This window comes from Streptomyces sp. NPDC017940 (assembly GCF_044328435.1).
Taxonomy (GTDB): Bacteria; Actinomycetota; Actinomycetes; order Streptomycetales; family Streptomycetaceae; genus Streptomyces.
In genome coordinates this window covers 1-21,637 of the sequence record NZ_JBIRHJ010000014.1, presented here as the reverse complement: position 1 = coordinate 21,637, position 21,637 = coordinate 1, and the positions used below count along the sequence as shown (strand labels likewise).

Genomic DNA, 21,637 nt, shown 5'->3' with positions numbered 1-21,637 from the left:
GGTGTACGTCGATGGGTTCGACGTACACCGTAGAGGAAGCGCCATACGCTGTACAGCTAATCGGTGTCGGGCGGGCTGCGTCACCGAAAGGGGTGGCTGGCGTCCGGGATGCGTCAGCCCTTGCGCTCGGGCCGCGTCAGGTCGTAGAAGGTGCTGTCGCCCGCCGTGACCTCGGTGAAGTTCTCCCTCACCCAGGAGGTGATCAGGGACGCGCTGCCCTCGCCGCCCGGGCCCGGGCCGCCGCCCCTGCCGTCGCCCGCGATGAAGTAGGGGACCCTGCCGTCGGCCACCAGGCTCTTGAACTGGGCGAGGGTGGGTGAGGGGTCGCTGCCGTTGAAGCCGCCGATCGCCATCACCGGCTCGCCGGTGGCCAGTTGGTAGCCGGCGGCGTTCTGGGCGCCCACGGTCGCGGCCACCCAGGTGTGGTCCCCCGCCCTCCGCTTAAGGAGGCGCTCGGCGGCCGGGCTGACCCGGGGGCCATCGAGCAGGCCGCCCATGCTGCGGGGGCCCTGCCGGCTGCCTGGGGGGTGCTGCTGGTCGCCGCCGGGTGGGCGGGTGCCGTCCTGGGGCTTTGCCCGGCCGGGGGTCTGGCCCGGGACCTGGCCGGGGGCCTTGGCGGGGGTCTGGCCGGGGGCCTTGCCGGGACCGGGGCCGGGGCCTGGGCCTGGGCCTGGGCCCGGGCCGATGATCACCGTCCCGCCGCCGCCCGCGCGCCCCGCCACCGCGGGCCCTGCCGTCACGATCGACCCGGTGTGCGGGCTGTCCACCGTGGACAGGGTGTACGCGACGGGCCCCGCGAGGCACGCCGCGAGGCCGAGCCCCGCGGCGGTGCGGGCGAGCCGCCGCCCGAGGCGTGCCGTGAGCAGCAGTCCCGCCGCTGCCGCGAGCCCCGCCACAAGGACGGGCGTGCGCAGCCAGGGCAGGTGGTCCGGGGTACGGGCCAGGAGTTCGTACCCCCACCAGGCCGTCACCGCGGTGGTGGTGCCGAGGGCCACGGCCGCCCACCGCTTGGCGCGCTCCTCCCACAGGACCGTCACGCCCATGCCGACGAGCGCCGCGACGCAGGGCGCGAGGGCGACCGTGTAGTACTCGTGGAAGATCCCGGCCATGAAGCTGAAGACCGCGGCGGTCGTCAGGAGCGCGCCGCCCCACGCCACGAACGCCGCCCGCGCGGTGTCCGTGCGCCGCGCGCGCCACGTCACGACCAGACCGGCGGCCAGGAGCAGCAGGGCCGCCGGGAGCAGCCAGGAGATCTGGCCGCCGACCTGGGAGGTGAACATCCGGTCGAGACCGCTCCCGCCCCACCCGCTACGCACGACGTCCGGACCGCCGCCGGTGCCTGTGACGTAGCTGCCGCCGGGGCCTGTGACGTAGCCGCCGCCGGGGCCTTCGGCGTAGCCGCCGCCCTGGAAGAGGCGGCCTCCGCCGACGCTGCCCGGCTCGTCGCCGTTGATGCGGCCGAGGCCGTTGTAGCCGAAGGTCAGCTCCAGGAAGGAGTTGTGCCGGGAGCCGCCGATGTAGGGACGTGAGGACGCGGGCCACAGCTCGACGACGGCGACCCACCATCCGCCCGCGACGATCATGGCCCCGGTGGTGAGGGCGAGTTGTCCGAGCCGCCGGCGCAGCCGTGTCGGTGCGCACACCGCGTACAGGACCGCGAGCGGCGGCAGGATCAGGAACGCCTGGAGCGTCTTGGTGAGGAACGCGACGCCGACGGCGGCGCCCGCCCACACCAGCCACTTGGTGCGGGCGTGCTCCAGGGCGCGCAGCACGCAGTACACGGTGACCGTCGTCAGGAGCGTGAGCAGCGCGTCGGGGTTGTTGAAGCGGAACATCAGCGCGGCGACCGGCGTGAGCGCGAGCACCGTACCCGCGAGCAGTCCGGCGGCCGCGCTGAAGCGGCGGCGTACGGCGGCGTGCAGCACGGCGACCGTCGCGACGCCGAACAGCGCCTGCGGCAGCAGGATCGCCCATGGGTTCAGGCCGAAGAGGCGTACGGACAGGGCCATCGGCCACAGCGCGGCCGGGGGCTTGTCGACGGTGATGGAGTTGCCCGCGTCCAGCGAGCCGAAGAACAGCGCCTTCCAGCTCTGGCTGCCGGCCTGCGCGGCCGCGGAGTAGTAGGAGTTGGCGTAGCCGGAGGCGGCGAGGTCGTGGACGTAGAGCACGGTTGTGCCCAGGAGCAGCCCGAGGAGGGCGGGCCGCACCCAGCGGGCGTCGTCGGCGCGGCCCCGCCACAGCCGGACGAGGAGCCGGGCGGCTCCCCGGCCGCGCCGGACTCCCCCGGGGATGGCGACCGCGGCGGGCGGTGGGGCGGTGGTCATCGGGGGGTCCTCGGGTCGTGGGGGCTGGTGGGGTGTTCGGGCTCAGCGGGCCGCGGGGGCTCGGTGAGTCGCGTACGCGCGGTGGCACGGGTGCGGTCGGGGAAGACCCAGGAGCGCAGGAGCAGGAAGCGGAGGACCGTCGCCGCGAGGTTCGCGCCGACGAGGACGGCGAGTTCCGCGGAGTGCGCGGGTTGCCGCGTCGCCGCGTCGAGGGCCGCGAGGGAACCGCTGGTCAGGGCGAGCCCGATGGCGAAGACGAGGAGCCCCTGCGCCTGGTGGCGCACGGCGTGGGCGCGGCCGCGCACACCGAAGGTGAGACGGCGGTTGGCCGCCGTGGTCGCGACCGCGGAGAGGAGGAGGGCCCCCGCGTTGGCCGCCTGCGACCCCGTGAACGTACGGAACCCCGAGTACAGGAGCAGATGGAACAGCGTGGAGAGCACGCCGACCGCGCAGAAGCCGACGAGCTGGCGGGCGAGGCCGCCCGGCACCCCCGGCAGTTCGCGGTCGCGCGGATCGTCCCCGAAGGGGCGCGCGAGCCGGTCCAGGGGGAGCGCGCCGACGGCGAGCGCGCGGCCGACGCGCCAGACGCCCCTGAGGTCATCGGTCGCCGTGCGCAGGATGCGGACCGTCGATTCCGGGTCGTCGATCCAGTCGACGGGTACCTCGTGGATGCGCAGGCCCGCGCGTTGGGCGAGGACGAGCATCTCGGTGTCGAAGAACCAGCCGGTGTCCTCGACCAGCGGCAGCAACTCCCGTGCCACGTCCGCCCTGAGCGCCTTGAACCCGCACTGCGCGTCGGAGAAGCGGGCGTGCAGCGAGCCGCGCAGGACGAGGTTGTACGACCGCGACACGAACTCCCGCTTCGGCCCGCGCACCACGCGTGCGGCGCGGGCGAGCCGGGAGCCGATCGCGAGGTCGGAGTGGCCGGAGATCAGCGGTGCGACGAGGGGGAGCAGCGCGTTGAGGTCCGTGGACAGGTCCACGTCCATGTACGCGAGGACGGGCGCGTCGGACGCGGACCAGACGGTACGCAACGCGCGCCCGCGGCCCTTCTCCTCCAGGCGTACGTACGTCACGTCGGGGACGTGCGCGGCGAGCCCGGCCCCGATGCGGGGGGTGGTGTCGGTGGAGGCGTTGTCGGCGATGGTGATGCGGAAGCGGTAGGGGAAGGTCCGCGTGAGGTGGTCGTGCAGCCTGCGCACGGACGGCGGCAGGTCCTTCTCCTCGTTGTGGACCGGGATGACGATGTCGAGGACGGGGGCCGCCGGTTCGTCGCGGGGGCCGCCGTGGCCGTGCGGGTCCTGGACGGGCAGGTGGGCTCGGGTCGGCAGCTCGGCCCGGCTCGCCGGGGCGCCCGACGGCCCTGGGGAAGCGTCGGTTGGCATACGGCCGACGCTCGTCGGCCGCGCTGTCAGGGCTGTGTGGTGGGGCTGTGGTGCGACTGTGAGTCATGGAACCCGTACGGGGTGGGTGCGGCGCGCGTCCCGTGGGGCGCGTACTCCTTACGGGGCCGGGTGGGCGTCCGCTCGCTCCGTGGGCGCGTACCCCTTACGGGGCCGGGTGGGCGTCCGCTGTCCCGTGGGGCGCGTACCCCTTACGGGGCCGGGTGGGCGTCCGCTCGCCCCGTGGGCGCGTACCCCTTACGGGGCCGGGTGCGCCGCCACTTCGTACGGCGAGAGGCGCGGTGGCTCCCCGTGGGCGGGCAGCCGCACCGCGAACACCGTGTTGCCGGGTTCGCTCGTGACCGTCACGGTGCCGTCGTGCGCGGTCACGACCGCGTGCACGATGGCGAGGCCGAGGCCGGTCGAGCCGTGGGCGCGCGAGCGGGACGAGTCGCCGCGCGCGAACCGTTCGAAGACGTGCGGGCGCAGGTCGGGTGCGATGCCCGGCCCGTCGTCCACGACGTCCAGGCAGGCCCAGGCGGTGTGGCGGTACACCCGGGCGGTCACGGTGGTGCCCGGCGGGGTGTGGGTGCGGGCGTTGGCGAGGAGGTTGGCGAGGACCTGATGGACGCGGGCCCGGTCGGCGAGGACCGGTACCGGATCGTCGGGCAGCTCCAGGCGCCAGACGTGGTCGGGGCCCGCGGCACGAGCGTCGCTGAGGACGTCGACGACGAGCGGGGAGAGGTCGACGGGTTCGCGGTCCAGGGGGTGCGTCGGGCCGCTTTTTCGGGGTGGGGGGTGCGCTGTGCCGCTCTTTCGGGGCGGGGGGTGCGCGGAGCCGCTCTTGCGCGGCGGAGGGTGCGCCGGGGCCCCGTGGCAGGGCGGCGGGTGCGCCGGACTCCCCTCGCTGGGCAGCGCGCCCCCCGACCCACCCTCGCGAGGCAGCGCCTGCGCCGAACCCCCCTCGCGGCCCGCGTCGAGGCGGGCGAGCAGCAGCATGTCCTCGACCAGGCCGGTCATCCGGGTGGCCTCGGACTCGATGCGGCCGAGGGCGTGCCGGGTGTCGGGCCCGATCTCCTCGTGGCCGCGGCGCGTCAGCTCGGCGTACCCGCGGATGGACGCGAGCGGGGTGCGCAGCTCGTGGCTCGCGTCGGCGACGAAGCGGCGCGCCCGCGTCTCGCTGTGCTGGCGTGCGCGCAGCGCCGCGTGGACGTGGTCCAGCATGCGGTTGAGCGCGGCGCCGACCTGGCCGACCTCGGTGCGCGCGTCGGCCTCGGCTCCGGGGACCCGCTCGTGCAGGGCCACTTCACCGCTGTGCAGGGGGATCTCGGCGACCCGCGCGGCCGTGGCGGCGACGCGGCGCAGCGGGCGCAGGGCCACGCCGACCATCGCGGCGCCCGCGAACGAGGCGGCGACCAGGCCCGCCGCGGTGACACCGACCTCGGTGACGACGAGCGTGCGCAGGGTGGTGCCGACCTCGGCGGTCGGCAGGCCGACGAGGTAGTCGCCGTTGCCGCCGGTGGCGTACTGGACGCGGTACGCGCCGAGCCCCGGCACCTCGACGGTGTGCGGTTCGCCGTCCCGGGACACGGTGGCGAGGGCGGCGAGCTGGGCCTCGTCGAGCCCCACGGCGGCGGCGCCGAGCGACACGTCGGCCGCGCCCCGCTCGGCGCTCACGGAACCGGCGCCGACCGTGCCGTCCCCGTCGACGACGGCACCGATGGTGCCGATCTCCTGGGGGCCGAAGGTGACGAAGCGCAGGGGGCCGCCGGGCTTGCCCGGGGTCTTGGCGGGGCTGGGGGCCGTGTCGGTACCGAGGCCGGGGGGCGTGTCGGTACCGAAGTTGGGGGCCGTGTCGGTACCGAGGTTGGGGGCGCCCGGTGTGAGGACCTTGCCGTCACGGTGGTCCGGGAGCCCGGCGGACCCCTCCGGGGGCCCGGCCGCACGCGTCGCGACCTGCCCGAGCGCGCCGTCCACCTGCTCGTACAGGTGCGAGCGCAGGGCGATCGTCGTGACGGTGGCGATCACCGCGCAGACCACCGCGATCAGGGCGACGGCGGAGACGACCAGGCGGGTGCGGAGGGTGCGGGGCGTACGGGGAGCGCGCAGCCCGGTCACGCCGCCAGGACGGCGGGCTTGATGAGGTACCCGGCGCCGCGCCGCGTGTGGATCATCGGCTCCCGGCCCGCGTCTATCTTGCGGCGCAGATAGGAGATGTACAGCTCCACGACGTTGGCCTGGCCCCCGAAGTCGTAGCTCCACACCCGGTCGAGGATCTGCGCCTTGCTGAGCACGCGCCGCGGATTGCGCATGAGGTAGCGGAGCAGCTCGAACTCGGTGGCGGTCAGATGGATGGACTCGCCGCCGCGCGTCACCTCGTGGCTGTCCTCGTCGAGGGTGAGATCGCCGACGGCGAGCACCGACTCGCTGCGGCGGCCCGTGGCCCAGGACCGCCGGATCAGTCCGCGCAGCCGCGCGACGACCTCTTCGAGGCTGAACGGCTTGGTGACGTAGTCGTCGCCGCCCGCGGTGAGCCCGGCGACGCGGTCCTCGACGCCGTCCTTGGCCGTGAGGAACAGCACGGGCACGTCGGGCAGCTCCCTGCGCAGCCGTCCGAGCACCGACAGGCCGTCCATGTCCGGCAGCATCATGTCGAGCACGACGACATCGGGGCGGAAGCCCCGCGCGGCCCGCACCGCGCCCGCGCCGTCGCCCGCGCTGCGGATGTCCCAGCCCTCGTAGCGCAGCGCCATGGACAACAGCTCGGTGAGCGACACCTCGTCGTCCACGACGAGCACGCGGACGGGGCTCCCGTCCGGCCTGAGCAGTTCGGTACGTCCCTGAGGCGATGTCGTGGTCATGCCCCAAGGGTCGGCGGCGGCGGTGAGAGACGGATTGTGCCTGCCTGTGAATTCCCTGAGAAAACCCTTCGGGGCGTCGCGGGACCCCTACGGGGCGCGACGGGGTCCCTCCGGGGCGTCGCAGGACCCCCCGGGGCGTCGCGGGCCCCTCACTCCAGGTCGAAGAGCCGCGCCCCGTTCCCGTGGCACACCGCTCGGAGCCAGTCGTCGCCGAGGTCGAGCCGCTCCAGGGCTTCGAGCTGGTGGACGTACCCGTAGGGGATGTTGGGGAAGTCCGTACCGAGCAGGATCCTGCCGCCGAGCCCGAGGTCGGCGAGGCGGCCGAGTTCGGCGCGCGGGAACGGTGCCGACTGCTCGCCGAAGTCCGTGAACGCCATCGTCGTGTCGAGCCGCACCTCCTCGTACCGTTCGGCCAGGTCGAGGAAGTCCGCGTACTCCGGCATCCCCATGTGCGCCACGACGAGCGGCAGCCGCGGATGGCGGCCGAGCAGCCGGCCCACCGGTTCGGGCCCGGTGTGCTTGCCGGGCACGGGGCCCGAACCGCAGTGCATCACCACCGGGACACCGGCCTCGGCGAGGAGACCCCAGACCGGGTCCAGGAGCGCGTCGTTCGGGTCGTACCCGCCGACCTGCACATGCGACTTGAACACCCGCGCCCCGGCCGCGACCGCCTCCGGCACATAGCGCGCGGCGTCCGGCTCGGGGAACAGCGTCGCCGTGTGCAGACAGTCCGGCGTCCGCGCGGCGAACTCCGCCGCCCACCCGTTGAGCCACTCCGCCATGCCCGCCTTGTGCGGGTACAGCATGGACGTGAACGCCCGCACTCCGAACCCCCGCAGCACGGCAAGCCGCCGCTCCTCGTCGTGCCGGTAGGTGATCGGCCATGGCTCGCCCGTGAGCGGGCCGACCGAGTCGAAGTAGTTCCACACCTTCGCGAGGACGCGCTCGGGCATGAAGTGGGTGTGGACGTCGACGAGCCCTGGCAGGCCGAGGCGCTGCCAGAAGGCGGTGACGTGGGTTGCTTCGTCCGTTGGGACGGCACCTTCCTCCCTCACGCTTCCTCCCTCACCCACTCCCGTAGCTCCGTTCGACCTTGGCGACGTGCACGACGTAGTCCTCGTACCACTCCGCGCGGCCCCGTGCCCGCGCCGCCCGGTGCTCCGGGTCGCCGCGCCAGGCCGTGATCGCCTCCTCGTCGCGGAAGTATCCGACGGTGATGCCGAGCCCGCCCGGCGACCGCGCCGAGTCCAGCCCGAGGAACCCGGGCACGGCCCGCACCCGCTCCTCCATCCGCTCGGCGGTCGCGCCGTAGTCGTTGTCGCCAGGAGTGCGCAGGGAGCTGAACACGACGGTGTAGTAGGGAGGTTCGAAGGGGCCCACGGGACCGGGCCCCGGGCCGTCGCTCACGGAAACGGCGGCAGCAGCATCGGGTTGATCACTCATGACACACACGGTCGGGTGTACGCCGAGCCCCTGTCCACCCTCCGGCGCCCGATATTGCCCAACGGGCGGCGGGACTTTGCCTTCAGGTCGACGAAGCCTCGGAAATCAGAACAGCCCGCCCTGCACCACAGGTATCTCCCGTACGGGGACCGTCACGCCCGCGGCGGCGCTCGGGTCCACGGCGGCGGGTACGGCGACGTCGCCGAGGCCCACCAGCTGCCACCCGCTCATCAGCCGACTGTCGATCACCAGCCCCCGCGTGCCGGGTCCCGGCATTCCGGGCGCCCGTGTCCCGGGCTCCCCTGTCCCGGGCTCCGCTGCCCCGGGCCCCCGCGCCCGGCCACTCGTGCTCACGGCCAGGTGCAGATCGGGCCCTGCCGCGGCGAGGAGCGTGCCCGCCACCACCCCACCGTCGGTCAGCTGGTCCACGACCTGCTCCGGGACGGCGGCGAAGCCGCGGGAACCCCCCGGAACCCCCGGGGCGACCCGGGCACCCTGGGCACCCGAGCCACCCTGCTCAGCCGGGGCACCCGCCCCACAGGGCCCGCCGGACCGGCCCAGCGCGGCGAGCCCGAACACCTCGCCGTGGTCCACGACTTCGCACGGCAGCCGCTCCAGCGATTCCGGCCAGCCGCCGAGCGCCACCGCCTGCCGGTGGACCCGCGCCAGCTCGCCCGCCCGCTCCTCCGCTCCGGGCAGCAGCGCCCGCAGCGCCCGCTTCCGCTCGTACGGAATCCGGTCCGGTACGCCGAGGGCGGTCCGCAGCAGCTCCTCCGTCCGGCGCGCCGCCATCAACGGCCCCCGGCCCAGCCAGGTGTAGGCAACGGCGCCCTGCTCCAGGAGGCGCGCGCCGCCACGCGCGACCCCCGTGATGCCCACCTTCACCAGTCCGGGGCCGAACCAGGCCACGTACACGTGGTACGGCCGCGGGTCGTCGGCGAAGGTGTCCGCCGCGACCGAGTGCGCCCGGTCGACGCGCGCGCACTCCTCGCACTGCGCCCGCGTGGACCGCCCGGCCACCGCGGCGCCCGTCGGGCACACCGTCCACCTGCCGCCCCGCCGCACCCCGAGGCAGCGCCGCCCGCCCTGCACCCGGAAGGCGATCTCGCCCCCGGCCGACAGCGCGCTCTCCCGCTCACCGCGCCCCGGCGCGTACCACCCGAGGACGGGCCCCGCACCGACCCGCCACCGCACCCCCGTGCACCACCACGCCATGGGAACGAGCATGCCGCACGCCACTGACAATCGCGGCGGGCGACATCATCGGCCTGGTCCACGCCCTGCGGTGATTGGCTACCGTCACGGGTGACAGGGCACCCAGGGACCGCAGGAGGGACCACATCATGGCTGTCGTCGCCGAGTTGTCGTACTACCCCGTCAAGGGCTGCGCGGGAACGGCGGCAAGCGAGGCCGTCGTGACGCCCGCGGGCCTCGCGCACGACCGCAGCTTCATGGTCGTCACCGAGGAGGGCGGGTACCGCACGCAGCGGCGGGACCCACGCCTCGCGCTGATCCGCCCCACGATCGGCGCGGACGGCGACCGGCTCACGCTGCGCGCCGACGCCCACGGCTCCGTGGACGTCGCCGTGGACACGACTGGCGCCCGAAGGGACGTGGACCTCTTCGGAGCCCCGTACAAAGGCATCGACCAGGGGGACGCGGTGGCGGAGTGGCTGTCGGCCGTGCTCGGCGGCACGCCCAGCAGGCTGGTCCGCGTACCGCCGGAACACGACCGCGCGACCGACGGTGCGACGCCCGGCACCTCCGGCTACGCCGACAGCAGCGCGCTGCACCTGATCTCCCTGGCGACCGTGGACCTCCTGAACGGGAAGATCGTCGAGCGGGGCGGGGAGCCCCTGCCGATGGACCGCTTCCGCCCCAACGTCGTCGTTTCGGGCTGGGACGAGCCGCACACCGAGGACCGCGCCCACCACCTCACGATCGGCACCGCCGAACTCGGCTACACGAAGGCGGCGATCCGCTGCGCCGTCACCCTGGTCGACCAGGACGCCGGCCGCAGGGCGGGCCCTGAACCGCTGCGCACCCTCGCCACCTACCGCCGCGCACCCCGGGGCGGGGTCGCACTCGGCACGAAGTACGCCGTACTGCGCACCGGCAAGCTGTCTGTGGGCGACGAGGTGACGGTCGGCACGTGGGGCGCGCCCGAGGTCCCCTGAGCCGGGAGGCCGCCGGACCGCGGGACACCAGCGGCAACAAATGAGTGGACGCGCCCGTGGGACATAGCCACCCTGCAACGACCACCGCACTCAGCCACCCGCCCACGGATAGGTCCCCCGCACGGACCCGTACGGATCCACACGGACCCGCACGGATCCACACGGATCCACACGGACCCGCACGGACCCGCGCGGACCCGCACACGAGGAGTCACCCCCCCATGCCACCTGCCGTCCTCCCGCCCGACCCCACCGTGGTGCACCCGATGCCGGAGCAGCCCCGTGTGGTGCTGCTGCGGCCGTTGATCACCTCACCGCTGATCGAGGTGGGCGAGTTCACGTACTACGACGACCCGGACGACCCCAAGGCCTTCGAGACCCGCAACGTGCTCTACCACTACGGGCCGGAGAAGCTGGTCATCGGGAAGTTCTGCGCGCTCGGCGAGGGCGTGCGGTTCATCATGAACGGCGCCAACCACCGCATGGACGGCCCGTCCACCTTCCCCTTCCCCATCATGGGCGGTTCCTGGGCCGAGCACTTCGACCTGATCTCGGGCCTGCCCGGCCGCGGCGACACCGTGGTCGGCAACGACGTCTGGTTCGGCTACCGGGCCACCGTGATGCCGGGCGTCCGCATCGGCCACGGCGCGATCATCGCCTCCGGCGCCGTGGTCGTCGACGACGTACCGGACTACGGCATCGTCGGCGGCAACCCGGCCACCCTCATCCGCCGCCGCTACAACGACGAGGACGTGACCCGCCTCCTGGCCACCGCCTGGTGGGACTGGCCCTCCGACCACATCAGCGCCCACGTCCGCACCATCATGTCCGGCACCCCCACGGCCCTGGCGGAGGCTGCCCCCGGGAGCCCGTGACCCATCACGCGGGTCGGGGCGCGCCCCGGCTGGCGGGCAGGGCTACGCGCCAGCCGGGATACGCCCCGGAAACGCCAGAGGCCCCGGATCTCTCCGGGGCCTCTGGTCTGCTGTGCACTCGGCAGGATTCGAACCTGCAACCTTCTGATCCGTAGTCAGATGCTCTATCCGTTAAGCTACGAGTGCTTGGTTTTTCTGTTGTGTTGCTCTTCCTCCCGGGCTTTTTCGCCCCGGTCGGCGTTGCGAGAACAACATTACATGACCTGCGCCGTGAGGCGAAATCCGTTTCCCTCACCCCGTCTGACCTGGGCAAATGCCCGTCAGAGGCGTTCTCCGGCGCCCCTCGGCCCGCGGGCGCACCCCGCCGAAGCTGCGCCGGGCCGCCCGAAGCCGCGCCGGTGCGCGGGAGGCGTACGGGGTGAAGGGGAGCGCATACGGCCGAAGCCCCGGTCGGATGACCGGGGCTTCGGATCGTGGTGCGGAGGCGGAGGGATTTGAACCCTCGATGGGCTTTAAGACCCAAACCGCATTAGCAGTGCGGCGCCATAGACCGGACTAGGCGACGCCTCCCAACCTGCACATCCACGCGAGCGCGGGGGTGCGTGCAGATGATGACACAGCCAGGGGGCGCGTCACCAATCGCGGCTCCACGGTACTAGCCGTGCGGCCCGCAGGGCAAAGTCAAAACCGCGGGCGCAACGCGACGGGGCCGACGGCGTTATAGGCGGTGGGCGCCGGAGGCCGACACGGGCTCCGGCGCCGACGGCCTGGCCGTGCCGCGCCTCGCCGCCACCGCGTCCCCAGGGGAGCCCCCGTGCAGCACCTCACACCACGCCGCCTCTTCCTCACCGCCGCCGCGACCCTCGCCGTACTCGCCGCGGGCCCCACCACCGCGCAGGCCTGCCTACCGGGCACCGCAGGCCCGACGGCATCGGACACCTCGGACACCTCGGACACCTCGAATATCTCGGACATCTTCGATGGGGCGGACGACGCCTGGAACACCGTGCCCGGCGAGCACGGCAGGCATCGCCTGACGATCACCGTGGAAGGGACCGGGGGCGCCGCAGACGGCACGTACACCCTGCGGTGCGCCCCCGCCGGCGGCTCCCACGCCTCGCCCGGCGCCGCGTGCGAACGGCTCGACCAGCTCGCGGCCGACGGCCTGGACCCGTTCAAGGCCGTCCCGCGCGGCACCATGTGCACCCAGCAGTACGGCGGCCCCCAGACCGCCCGCGTCCGGGGCGAGTGGCAGGGGCGGCACGTCGACTCCGTCTTCTCCCGCACCGACGGGTGCGAGATCTCGCGGTGGAACAGCCTCGTGCCGGTGCTGCCTTCGGACAGGGTGTGAGGCGGGGCACGAGACCGGGCACGGACGGCCCGCGTGACGGGGGCGCGGGCAGCCCGTGAGCCAAGGGCCGACGGCACCCGAACCGGAACGAACGGAAGCGGAGGCGATGGGTCCGGCGCGCTCTTCTTAAGAAGTGCACGCTTGACCCTTCTGTGACCAGGCACTACTGAAGGCTCACAGCTTCTGCGTGCGACCTCCCTCTCATCCGGCGTCGCGCCCGCAACCACTCCCCGTAGACTCCCTCCCGTGACACGACACGAGCCGCGAGGCAAGATGGCCCGGTCGGTCGGCAAGGTGCAGTGATCAGGGAGGAAGCGTCGTCGTGAGCAGCAGGCCATCCCGAGGCGCTGCTCGCCTCGCAGCCATACTCGACGCGCTCCCGGACGCGCTCGTGCTCGTCAACGCCAACGGGACCGTCGTCAACGCGAACGCCATCGCGCTCGAGGCATTCGAGGCGCCGGGCACCGCCCTGGTGGGGCGCGGACTGCTCGATCTGCTGCCGGAGTTCGACTCCCGGCTCATCCCCGGCTCCATGCGCCGACCGGTGACGGTGGACGAACAGGGACGTACCAAGCCGAAGCGGATGATCGCCCGGCGCACGGACGGCAGCGAGTTCCCCGTAGAGGTCACAAGCTCCAACCTCGAGGACAGCCGGCAGGCGTACGACGAGCGGTTCGGCAGCCACGGCGGGTACGGCGGCTACAGCGGCGACGAGATGCTGATGATCGTCGTCCGTGACCTGTCGGGGACGCTCAACACCGAGGCCGAACTCGCCCGGTCGCAGCGGCAGACGGAGATGATCCTGCGGGCGGCCGCCGAGGGCGTCGTCGGCACCGACACCGACGGCCGCGTCGTCCTCGTCAACCCGGCCGCCGCCCAGATACTCGGCTTCCGCGCCAGCGACCTCGGCGGCCAGGAGCTGCACCCGCTCGTCCTGCACTCCCGCGCCGACGGCGAGCCGTTCCCGTACGAGGACTCCCCGCTCGCCGACACCCTGCGCTCCGGCCGCAAGCACCGCGTACGCGGACAGGTCCTGTGGTCCAAGAGCGGCGAGAAGGTCTCCGTCGACCTGACCACGGCCCCCGTGCGCGACGGTGACCAGCTCGTCGGCGCCGTCATGACCTTCACCGACCGGCGGCCCTACGACGCCCTCCTGGAGAAGTACGAGGCCGCCGTCGCCCGGCACACCGAGGAGCTGCACACCGCCGCCGAGCAGCGCGAAGCGGAGCTCAGGGACGCCGCAGAGCAGCGCGAGGAGGAGCTGCGGACCGCAGCCGAGCTGCGCGAGGAGCAGCTCGCGGCCGAGCAGGAGCGGTACGCCGCGCTCGCCGAGCGCGAGAAGGACCGCTACGAAGAGCTCGCCGAGCGGGAGCAGACGCGGTACGAGGCGCTTGCCGCGCGCCACAGCCAGCTCGTCGCCGTCCTCGACCGGTCGCTGCGCGGCCCGCTCGACGAGCTCCGCCGCGAACTCGCCGCCCTCGCCTCCGACGACGCCGGCCAGCTCTGGCCCGAGGCCAACCAGGTACTGCACCATCTGTCCGCCGGCTACGCCCGCATGACGACGCTCGTCGACAACGTCCTGGGCTACCAGCGGCTCGAAGCCGGTACGGAGCAACTGGCGCGCACGCCCGTGCTGCTCGACGCCGTCGTCGCCGCCGGTGTCGACGGCGCCGTCGAGCTGATCGGCCCCGGCAGGGCCCAGTTCGCCGTGCACGCGCCGCCGATCGAGGTCGTGGTGGACGCGCACCGCCTCGCCACGGCCCTCGCCCACCTGATCGCCGACGTCGCCGGAATCGACGCCACCGGCAACTCGCGCGCGGGAGCGGGGGCGTACGTCGACTCGACCGTCGTCGTCGCCGCCGCACAGCGCGGCGAGGTCGTCCGCATCGAGGTGCGCGGGCCGTACTCCGGGGGCGACCCGGTGCACGAGCCCGTCGTACGGGGCATCGTCGAGGCACACGGAGGCGTGCTCCAGACGCACGAGGTACCGGGCACGAACGGCAGTGCGTTCGTTCTTGAGGTGCCCATGGGGGATGTGTCCGGCGGGGGATCGTCCTCCGGTGCCGCAGGTTCCTCCACCGGTTCCTCGGTTGCTTCCTCAGGTTCTTCTCCCGCTCCCTCCGGTTCTTCCGGTTCTTCTGGTTCTCCCGCTCCCTCCGGTTCTTCCGGTTCTTCCAGTTCTACGGAGACTGCTGGTTCGGGCGCCTCGGTGCCCGCGCGGGGAGCGGGCGGCTCCGGGGACTCCGACACCACCGGAGGCGGGCGCAGGCGGGCCCGGCGGGCCTCTGTGGACTCCTTCCTGGACAGTGCCGCGTCCGGTGAGGCCGATGCGAGTGCGGGCGGCGACAGTTCCGGCGGGACCGGGCGGCGCAGGCGGCGGGCCGTCGCCGAGGGTCCGGCGAGTTCCGGTCCTGAGGCGGTGGCGGGCGCCGGTGGTGCCGACTCCGGGCCTGACGGGGGCGTCGGGGCGGGTGCCGGTGCCGCCGCCGGTGATACGTCGGGGGGCGCTTCGGGTGCTTCGGGCGCTTCCGGTGGTACGGGGCGACGGCGCGGGCGGCCGAGTCCGGCCGAGGGCGCCGTGACGACTGCCGCCGAGCACGCTGCCGGAGCGGCTGCCCTCGGCGAGGCCGTACCGCCGCAGGGAGTGCCGTCACAGGGCGGTCCGGCGCACGGCGGCCACGGGTCGGCTGAGGTCGCCGTGGCGTCGGGTCGGCGTGCGCGGCGCGGTGGCGAGCAGCAGGCGTTGGCGTTGCCCTCGGGGACGGGACAGGCCGCGAGGGGGCCGGAAGCCGGTGGTCCGGAGGCCGGTGGTCCGGAAGCCGGTGGTCCTGCCGGGGCAGACGGCGGGGACGCGCCGCGCCCCGGTGGCCGACGGGCCCGGCGTGCGCTGGCCGCCGCCCGGGAGCGTGCCGCCGCGGAAGAGACCACCAGCGGGCGCGTGTTCGCGCTGCCACCGGCCGAGGCCGACCGCGAGGCGGGCAGCGGTGCGGCCGGTGTGGCCGAGCAGGTGGGCGTGGCCGGGCAAGCGGGCGTGGCGCCGGATGCCAGGCAGGTCGGGGCCGGTCACGGCGCTGTCGCGCCGGCCGGTGCCGCGCAGGTCGCCGCGCAGGTCGGTGCCGCGCAGGTCGGTGCCTCGGTGAACGTACCGGCCGGTGTCCAGGCGGGACTTCAAGCTCGTACTCGGGGTGGTGTGCCCGCACAGGGTGGTGCGCCCGCGCACAGCGCTGTGCCCATGCCGAGTGGTGTGTCCGGGCCGAGTGGTGTCCCCGGGCCGGGCGGCGTGCCCGCGGTGCCCGCGCAGGGTAGTGCGCCCGAGGGGGCCGCGCAGGCCCAGGAAGACGTGGCCGCAGCGGAACACGGCGCCCCGGCAGCGGGAGCGCGGGGCGCCCGCGTCGCCGGTGCGCGGCGCGGTGCCCCCTCGGGAGCGCAGAGGGGCGTGCCGGTGGGTGCGCCCGCGCGGGCCCCGGGTGTCGCGCCCGGGGCGGCTCCGGGAGCCATGCCCGACACGGGCGCCGCGGGTGCCCCGGGTGCCGTGGGCCCCGCCGGTGCCCTGAACCCCAACGGCGCCGTGAACTCTCCCCGCCAGGACGCCCCCGGGCAGCACACCGCCGCCCTCCACGACCCGGCCGAGGACCACACGCCGCTGGAGCCCCACCCGGGGCAGTCTCCGATGCCGTACGGTCCTGCGGCTCCGTACGCGCAAGGCGTGCCGCACGGCCCCGCGCCCGCGCCGGGCACCCCGGCCCAGGGAACCCCGGCCCAAGGCGCCCCCGCGCCCGGCGCCCCCGCATCCGGCGCCCCCGCGGGCGGACCGGCCGAGTCCGGCCCCGCCCCGGTCCCGCAGCAGCAGAACCCCACCGGCCGCCGCCGGGCCCGCCAGACCCCGCCCGCCGAGTCCGCCACGCCGACGCCTGCGCAGGGCATGCCGGTCCAGGGCGTGCCGGTCCAGGACACGCCGGCCCAGGGCGCCCCCCAGAGCGGTACACCCGCCGGTGGCACCCCCGCCCCGTCCGGCGCCGCACTGCCGCCGGAACGTGACCCACGCGCGCGTGCCGCCCAACCGCTGCCCGCCGAGGCCGCTCCCGTCGACCCGAACTCGACGCAGGGGCGCGCCATCAGCGTGCGCACGCTCGGCCAGGGGGTGCCGTTCGGACGCCAGGCCCCCGCCGACGGGTCGGGGCGTACGCGCCAGGAAGCACAGGCTCCGCAGAACCAGCACCACGCTCAGGGAGCGCCACAGCCCCAACAGCCCCAGCAGGCCCAGCAGGCCCCGCACGCACAGCCGTTGCCGCAACCGCGGCCGCAGCCCGCGCAGCCGGACCCCGCGCAGACTCCGGCTCAGCCCTCCCCGGGAGGCTCGGGACGTCGCCGTCGGCTGTCCACGCCCCCCGAGCCGGCGACCGACGACCGCCAGGACGCCGCCCGCCGGCAGGCCCAGCCCCCGGCACAACCACAGGCGCAGCAGTCCGCGACCCCGCAGGCCGGGGCCCAGCAGACCGCGGCCCAGCAGTCCAGGGTGCAGCCGCAACCCCGGCTCTCGCCGACCACCGAAGGCACCGGCCGTGCCTACGCGATCGGCGCTCCGGACCAGGACGCCGACGAGGGCCCGGAGCTGCTGGACGGTCCCGGAGGCGCCGTGGAGGTGTCGAACCGGCCGCAGCCGCAGCCCATGGACGACGAGTTGCCGCCCGAGCCGCTGGACAACCCGCGCCGTCTCCTGGTGTGGCCCGCCCCCGACGTCACCACCCAGCAGGCGCTCAGCGACCGCGGCTACCGTCCCGTCATCGTGCACTCGCGCGAGGAGGTCGACGCGCAGATCGCCGCGTTCCCCGCGGCCCTGTTCGTGGACCCGCTGACCGGGCCGATCACGCGTACCGCGCTACAGTCGCTGCGCCAGGCCGCGGTGGCCGCCGAGGTGCCCGTCCTGGTCACTGCGGGGCTCGGACAGGCCTCGCGCGAGGCGGCGTACGGCGCCGACCCCGCCGTACTCCTGAAGGCCCTCGCGCCGCGCGACAGCGAACAGCATCCGCCGCGCGTGCTGCTCATCGAGGAGCACGAGGAGATCGCCCTCGCCCTGACCGCGACGCTCGAGCGGCGCGGGATGCAGGTGGCGCGGGCCGACAGCGACGCGGACGCGGTCACGCTCGCCGCGCAGATGCGGCCGAACCTGGTGGTCATGGATCTGCTCCAGGTACGCCGACGGCGTGCCGGGATCATCGACTGGCTGCGCGCGAACGGCCAGTTGAACCGTACGCCGCTGGTCGTCTACACGGCCGCCGTCGACAAGACCGACCTGTCGAAGCTGGCCGCGGGCGAGACCGTGCTGTTCCTGGCCGAGCGGTCCACGAGCGGCGAGGTGCAGAGCCGGATCGTGGACCTGCTCGCGAAGATCGGTACGAACTGAGCCCACGGGCCCGTCGCGTGGTCGATGGCCCCCCAAGGTCAGCCGGACGGCTCCGTGACACGGCGCGCCGCCGCGCGGATCGAGGCCCGCAGCCGCGCCTTGTCCGCGTCCTCGGCGCCCACGAGTACGCGCCGCATCTGCGGCACCGCGGAGGCCCAGCCGGCCAGCGCGACCAGCATGAACAGCAGGTCGCGCGCCGGGACGGCGTCCGTGATGACCCCGCGCGCCTGGCCGTCCTCGAAGGTGGCGACCTTGCGGTCGTAGTGCACCTGGCGCTCGTACTCGTGCGGCAGCTCCTCGGTGCCGCCGTACTCGATGCCCTCCCAGAACAGCAGGCGCAGCACCTCGGGGTGGGTGGCGTGATAGTCCATGAGCCGGTCCATCCAGCCGTCTATGTCGTCGGGGTCCGGCGGGACGCTGACGGCCAGATCGAGCATCCGCTTCTCGAGGACCTGCGCGAAGAGCTCCGCCTTGTTGCCGTAATAGGCGTAGATGAGCTGTTTGTTGGCCTTCGCCTCGCGCGCGATGCGGTCGATGCGGGCTCCGGCGATGCCGTACCGCGCGAACTCCGTGACCGCCGCGTCGAAGATCCGGGCCCGCGTGGCCTCGGGGTCTCTCACTCCCATGGGACAAGCGTAAGCGAACTTCGCCGCTAACCAACCGTTTAGTTGCTTGACAGTTCTCGCGATACGGGCGCAGACTTGCAACCAACCAGTTGGTTACGAGTGTTCGCGCCACTGCACTGCGGCGCTACTGCACCGCGGCGCCACGGCGCTACTGCACTACGGCCCTTAGGCACCACCGCACCACCCGCACCACGGAATCACCCGCACGGCCCGCATCAACCGCACCACCCGCACCACGGCCACCCCCACGCACAGAGGAGCCCGTCGCCCATGACTTCAGCCACGCCGTCCCCGCCGGGCGCCCTGACGGCGGAGCTCACGGAGCCGCGTCCGGCCACGGCACCCCGTAGCTCTGCGAGCACGCCCCCGGCGGCCGGGCTGCCGCCCCGTGCCTTCCTCGTCCTCATCGCCGTCTGCACGGCGGTCACCGCGGCGAACATCTACGTCGCCGCGCCGCTTCTCCCCCTCATGGCCGCGGACTTCGGTTCGACCCCGTCGGGCGTGGCGTGGATCGCCTCGGTGGCCCAGTTCGGGTACGCGGCGGGGCTGCTGTTCTTCGCCCCGCTCGGCGACCGGGTCGACCGCCGGCGCCTGGTCGCCGCCCTGTCCCTGGCGACGACCGCCGCGCTGGTCCTCGGCGCGACGGCGTCCGGCACCACCGTGCTCGCCGCCGCCGTCCTGATCGCCTCCACGGCGACGGTCGTCCCGCAGCTGCTCGTGCCGCTGGTGGCCGAGCGCGCACCGGCCGACCGGCGGGCCAGCCATGTCGCGGCCGTCATAGCCGGGCTCTTCACCGGCGTCGTGGCGGCCCGGGTCCTCGGCGGTCTCGCCGGGCAGGCCTGCGGCTGGCGCTGGGTCTTCCTCGGCGCGGCCGTGCTGACGGCGGTGCTCGGTCTTGCCTCCGCGGCCGCCCTGCCCAAGGAGACCCGCCGCCGCACGGGCCCGCTGTTCGGCGGCCTCGCCCAGCTCCCCGGCGTGGTGCGCGGCTCACCGGAACTGCGCCGCGCCTGCCTACGCCAGGGCGGAATGTACGGCGCGTGGAGCGCGCTGTGGACCTCCCTCGCGCTCCTCCTCACGAACGAGGGCGACGGGTACGGCATGACGACCGGCGCGGCAGGTCTCTTCGGCCTCTTCGGGCTCGCGGCCGGCGTGGTGGCGCCGATCGCGGGCGGACTCGTGGACCGCTTCGGCGCGGCCAAGGTGGTGGCGTCGGCCTACAGCCTCGCGGCGGTGTCGGTGCCGCTGTTCTGGCTGGGCGGGGAGCGTCTCTGGGCGCTGTGCGCGGCGGCGGTCCTCGTGCACGCGGCGCTGGTCGCAAGCCATGTCGCCAACCAGACCCTGGCCCTGACCACCACTTCCATCCCGGCGGTCGCCAACACCGCCTATGTGGTGGCCGGATTCGCGGGCGGCGCCCTCGCCTCCGCCCTTGCGGGCACGGCCTTCGCCCACTGGGACTGGTCCGGGGTGTGCGCGGTGGCCGCGGGCTGCCTGGCGGTGGGCTGGGGGGCGACATCGCTGCTCATACGCAAATAGGGGCGGGCGGGGCCGGGCACCCGGGGCCCACACGCCCAGCGGTGCCGCGCGGGGCACGCCCGCGGAGCCTCCGCGCCGCCGCCCCGCCCCCGCCGGAGAGTCGGGCCCGCTCCCGTCTCAGGGCCGGGCCCGCCCCGTCTCAGAGCCGGCTCACGTCCAGCTCCCCCGCCGCGTACTGCCTGCGCAGTACCTTCTTGTCGAACTTGCCGACGCTGGTCTTGGGAACGGCCGGGACGAACGCCCAGCGCTCGGGGACCTGCCACTTGGCGACGCGGTTGGCGAGGAACGCCTGGAGGTTCGCGAAGTCGGCGGTGGCGTCCTGCTTGAGGACGACGGTGGCGAGGGGACGCTCGCCCCACTTCTCGTCCGGGACGGCGACGACCGCGGCCTCGGCGACGTCCGGATGGGACATCAGCGCGTTCTCCAGCTCGACGGAGGATATCCACTCGCCGCCGGACTTGATGACGTCCTTGGCGCGGTCGGTGAGGGTGAGGAAGCCGTCGGGGCTGATGACGCCGACGTCACCGGTCTTCAGCCAGCCGTCGGGGCTGAACCTGTCCTCGGGCCTGATGACCTCGCCGCCCGCGCCGCCGTAGTAGGCACCGGCGATCCAGTTCCCGCGCACCTCGAGCTCGCCCGCGGACTTGCCGTCCCAGGGCAGGTGGGAGCCGTCGGGGCCGGTGAGCCGGGCCTCGACTCCGGCGGGGAAGCGGCCCTGGGTGAGCCGGTAGCCGAACTCCTCCGCGGTGCCGATGGCGTGGGCGGGCGGACGGGCCACGGTGCCGAGCGGAGAGGTCTCGGTCATGCCCCAGGCGTGGCAGACGCGCATGCCGAGCGTGTCGAAGGCCTCCATCAGGGAGGGCGGACAGGCCGAGCCGCCGATGGTGACCTGGGTGAGGCTGCTGACGTCGCGGGGCTTGGCCGTGAGCTCGGCGAGCAGGCCCTGCCAGATGGTGGGCACGGCGGCGGCGTGCGTGGGCCGCTCGGACTCGATCATCTCGGCCAGCGGCGCGGGCTGGAGGAAGCGGTCCGGCATCAGCATGTTGACGCCGGTCATGAAGGTGGCGTGCGGCAGGCCCCAGGCGTTGACGTGGAACTGCGGCACGACGACGAGACTGAGGTCGGCGTCCGTCAGGCCCATGGACTGGGCCATGTTGACCTGCATGGAGTGCAGATAGATGGAGCGGTGGGAGTAGACGACGCCCTTGGGGTCGCCGGTGGTGCCGGAGGTGTAGCACATGGCGGCGGCGCGGCGTTCGTCGAGCTCGGGCCAGTCGTAGGCGGTGGGCTTGCCCGCGAGGAGTTCCTCGTACTCGTGGACGCGGACCCGGCTGCCCTCGATGAGGGTGCGGTCGCCCGGCCCGGAGACGACCACGTGCTCGACGGTCGTCATCCGGTCGAGCAGCGGAGCGAGAAGGCCGAGCAGCGAGCCGTTGACGATGATCACGCGGTCGGCGGCGTGGCCGACGATCCAGGTCAGCTGTTCCGTGGGGAGCCGCAGGTTGAGCGTGTGCAGGACGGCCCCCATGCAGGGGACGGCGAAGTAGGCCTCGACGTGCTCGGCGTTGTTCCACATGAACGTTCCCAAAACATCTCCCTCGCGGACTCCGAGATCGTCTCGCAGTGCGTGGGCGAGCTGGGCGGCGCGGTTGCCGATCTCC

General features: G+C 74.1%; 14 protein-coding genes and 2 tRNA genes. 5 read left to right on the top strand and 11 right to left on the bottom strand.

Translation table 11 applies throughout. From position 1 onward, the window contains the following. Positions 1 to 113 precede the first annotated feature (113 nt). The 7 genes from ACH4DX_RS33225 to ACH4DX_RS33195 form a co-directional block, all read right to left on the bottom strand. Positions 114 to 2,324 (bottom strand): glycosyltransferase family 39 protein, encoded by a 2,211-nt coding sequence (locus tag ACH4DX_RS33225; RefSeq protein WP_398157807.1) that lies wholly within the window; start codon positions 2,322 to 2,324, stop codon positions 114 to 116. Further along, a complete protein-coding gene (locus ACH4DX_RS33220) occupies positions 2,321 to 3,709 on the bottom strand; it encodes a glycosyltransferase (protein ID WP_398157806.1) in 1,389 nt (462 codons plus the stop codon). Before ACH4DX_RS33220 ends, ACH4DX_RS33225 begins: the two co-directional genes overlap by 4 nt. 255 nt (positions 3,710 to 3,964) lie before the next feature. After that, positions 3,965 to 5,824, bottom strand: a complete 1,860-nt coding sequence (locus ACH4DX_RS33215; RefSeq protein WP_398157805.1) for a sensor histidine kinase — start codon at positions 5,822 to 5,824, stop codon at positions 3,965 to 3,967. Further along, the gene (locus ACH4DX_RS33210) at positions 5,821 to 6,567 is read right to left on the bottom strand and encodes a response regulator transcription factor (protein ID WP_398119148.1); all 747 of its coding nucleotides are present in this window, start codon (positions 6,565 to 6,567) and stop codon (positions 5,821 to 5,823) included. The genes ACH4DX_RS33215 and ACH4DX_RS33210 overlap by 4 nt, the downstream gene beginning before the upstream one ends. Positions 6,568 to 6,716: 149 nt before the next feature. Beyond that, on the bottom strand, positions 6,717 to 7,622 hold the full coding sequence (locus tag ACH4DX_RS33205) for an amidohydrolase family protein (RefSeq protein ID WP_398157804.1): 906 nt from the start codon (positions 7,620 to 7,622) through the stop codon (positions 6,717 to 6,719). Positions 7,623 to 7,632: 10 nt separating this feature from the next. Beyond that, complete coding sequence (locus tag ACH4DX_RS33200; protein ID WP_398157803.1) at positions 7,633 to 8,010, bottom strand: antibiotic biosynthesis monooxygenase family protein; 378 nt, start codon at positions 8,008 to 8,010, stop codon at positions 7,633 to 7,635. 105 nt (positions 8,011 to 8,115) lie between these two features. Then, entirely contained in the window at positions 8,116 to 9,237 is a 1,122-nt protein-coding gene (locus ACH4DX_RS33195; protein WP_398157802.1) for a DUF2797 domain-containing protein, read from the bottom strand. A gap of 116 nt (positions 9,238 to 9,353) precedes the next feature. Between ACH4DX_RS33195 and ACH4DX_RS33190 the strand changes: the two genes are divergently transcribed. Together ACH4DX_RS33190 and ACH4DX_RS33185 are read left to right on the top strand one after the other, a co-directional pair. Continuing rightward, positions 9,354 to 10,187 (top strand): MOSC domain-containing protein, encoded by an 834-nt coding sequence (locus ACH4DX_RS33190; RefSeq protein WP_398119156.1) that lies wholly within the window; start codon positions 9,354 to 9,356, stop codon positions 10,185 to 10,187. 221 nt (positions 10,188 to 10,408) lie between these two features. Beyond that, complete coding sequence (locus ACH4DX_RS33185; protein WP_398157801.1) at positions 10,409 to 11,062, top strand: CatB-related O-acetyltransferase; 654 nt, start codon at positions 10,409 to 10,411, stop codon at positions 11,060 to 11,062. A 113-nt stretch (positions 11,063 to 11,175) separates the two neighbouring features. Here ACH4DX_RS33185 and ACH4DX_RS33180 read toward each other — a convergent pair. Together ACH4DX_RS33180 and ACH4DX_RS33175 are read right to left on the bottom strand one after the other, a co-directional pair. Beyond that, positions 11,176 to 11,248, bottom strand: a tRNA-Arg gene (locus ACH4DX_RS33180). A 293-nt stretch (positions 11,249 to 11,541) separates the two neighbouring features. After that, positions 11,542 to 11,632: transfer RNA gene (locus ACH4DX_RS33175), tRNA-Ser, on the bottom strand. A 244-nt stretch (positions 11,633 to 11,876) separates the two neighbouring features. Between ACH4DX_RS33175 and ACH4DX_RS33170 the strand changes: the two genes are divergently transcribed. Continuing rightward, positions 11,877 to 12,413 carry an SSI family serine proteinase inhibitor gene (locus tag ACH4DX_RS33170; RefSeq protein ID WP_398157800.1) on the top strand — a complete coding sequence of 179 codons (537 nt, stop codon included), beginning with the start codon at positions 11,877 to 11,879 and terminating at the stop codon, positions 12,411 to 12,413. A 322-nt stretch (positions 12,414 to 12,735) separates the two neighbouring features. Continuing rightward, positions 12,736 to 17,817, top strand: coding sequence for a PAS domain-containing protein (locus ACH4DX_RS33165; RefSeq protein WP_398157799.1), 5,082 nt, complete (start codon positions 12,736 to 12,738; stop codon positions 17,815 to 17,817). 38 nt (positions 17,818 to 17,855) lie between these two features. On the opposite strand, the gene ACH4DX_RS33160 is transcribed toward ACH4DX_RS33165, so the two are convergent. Further along, positions 17,856 to 18,443, bottom strand: a complete 588-nt coding sequence (locus tag ACH4DX_RS33160; RefSeq protein ID WP_398157798.1) for a TetR family transcriptional regulator — start codon at positions 18,441 to 18,443, stop codon at positions 17,856 to 17,858. Positions 18,444 to 18,713: 270 nt separating this feature from the next. On the opposite strand from ACH4DX_RS33160, the gene ACH4DX_RS33155 reads away from it, so the two are divergent. Continuing rightward, on the top strand, positions 18,714 to 19,976 hold the full coding sequence (locus ACH4DX_RS33155; protein ID WP_398157797.1) for an MFS transporter: 1,263 nt from the start codon (positions 18,714 to 18,716) through the stop codon (positions 19,974 to 19,976). Positions 19,977 to 20,115: 139 nt separating this feature from the next. Here the strand turns inward: ACH4DX_RS33155 and ACH4DX_RS33150 are convergent. Next, positions 20,116 to 21,637 (bottom strand): long-chain fatty acid--CoA ligase (locus ACH4DX_RS33150; protein ID WP_398157796.1); only part of this gene is annotated, 1,522 nt, incomplete at its 5' end.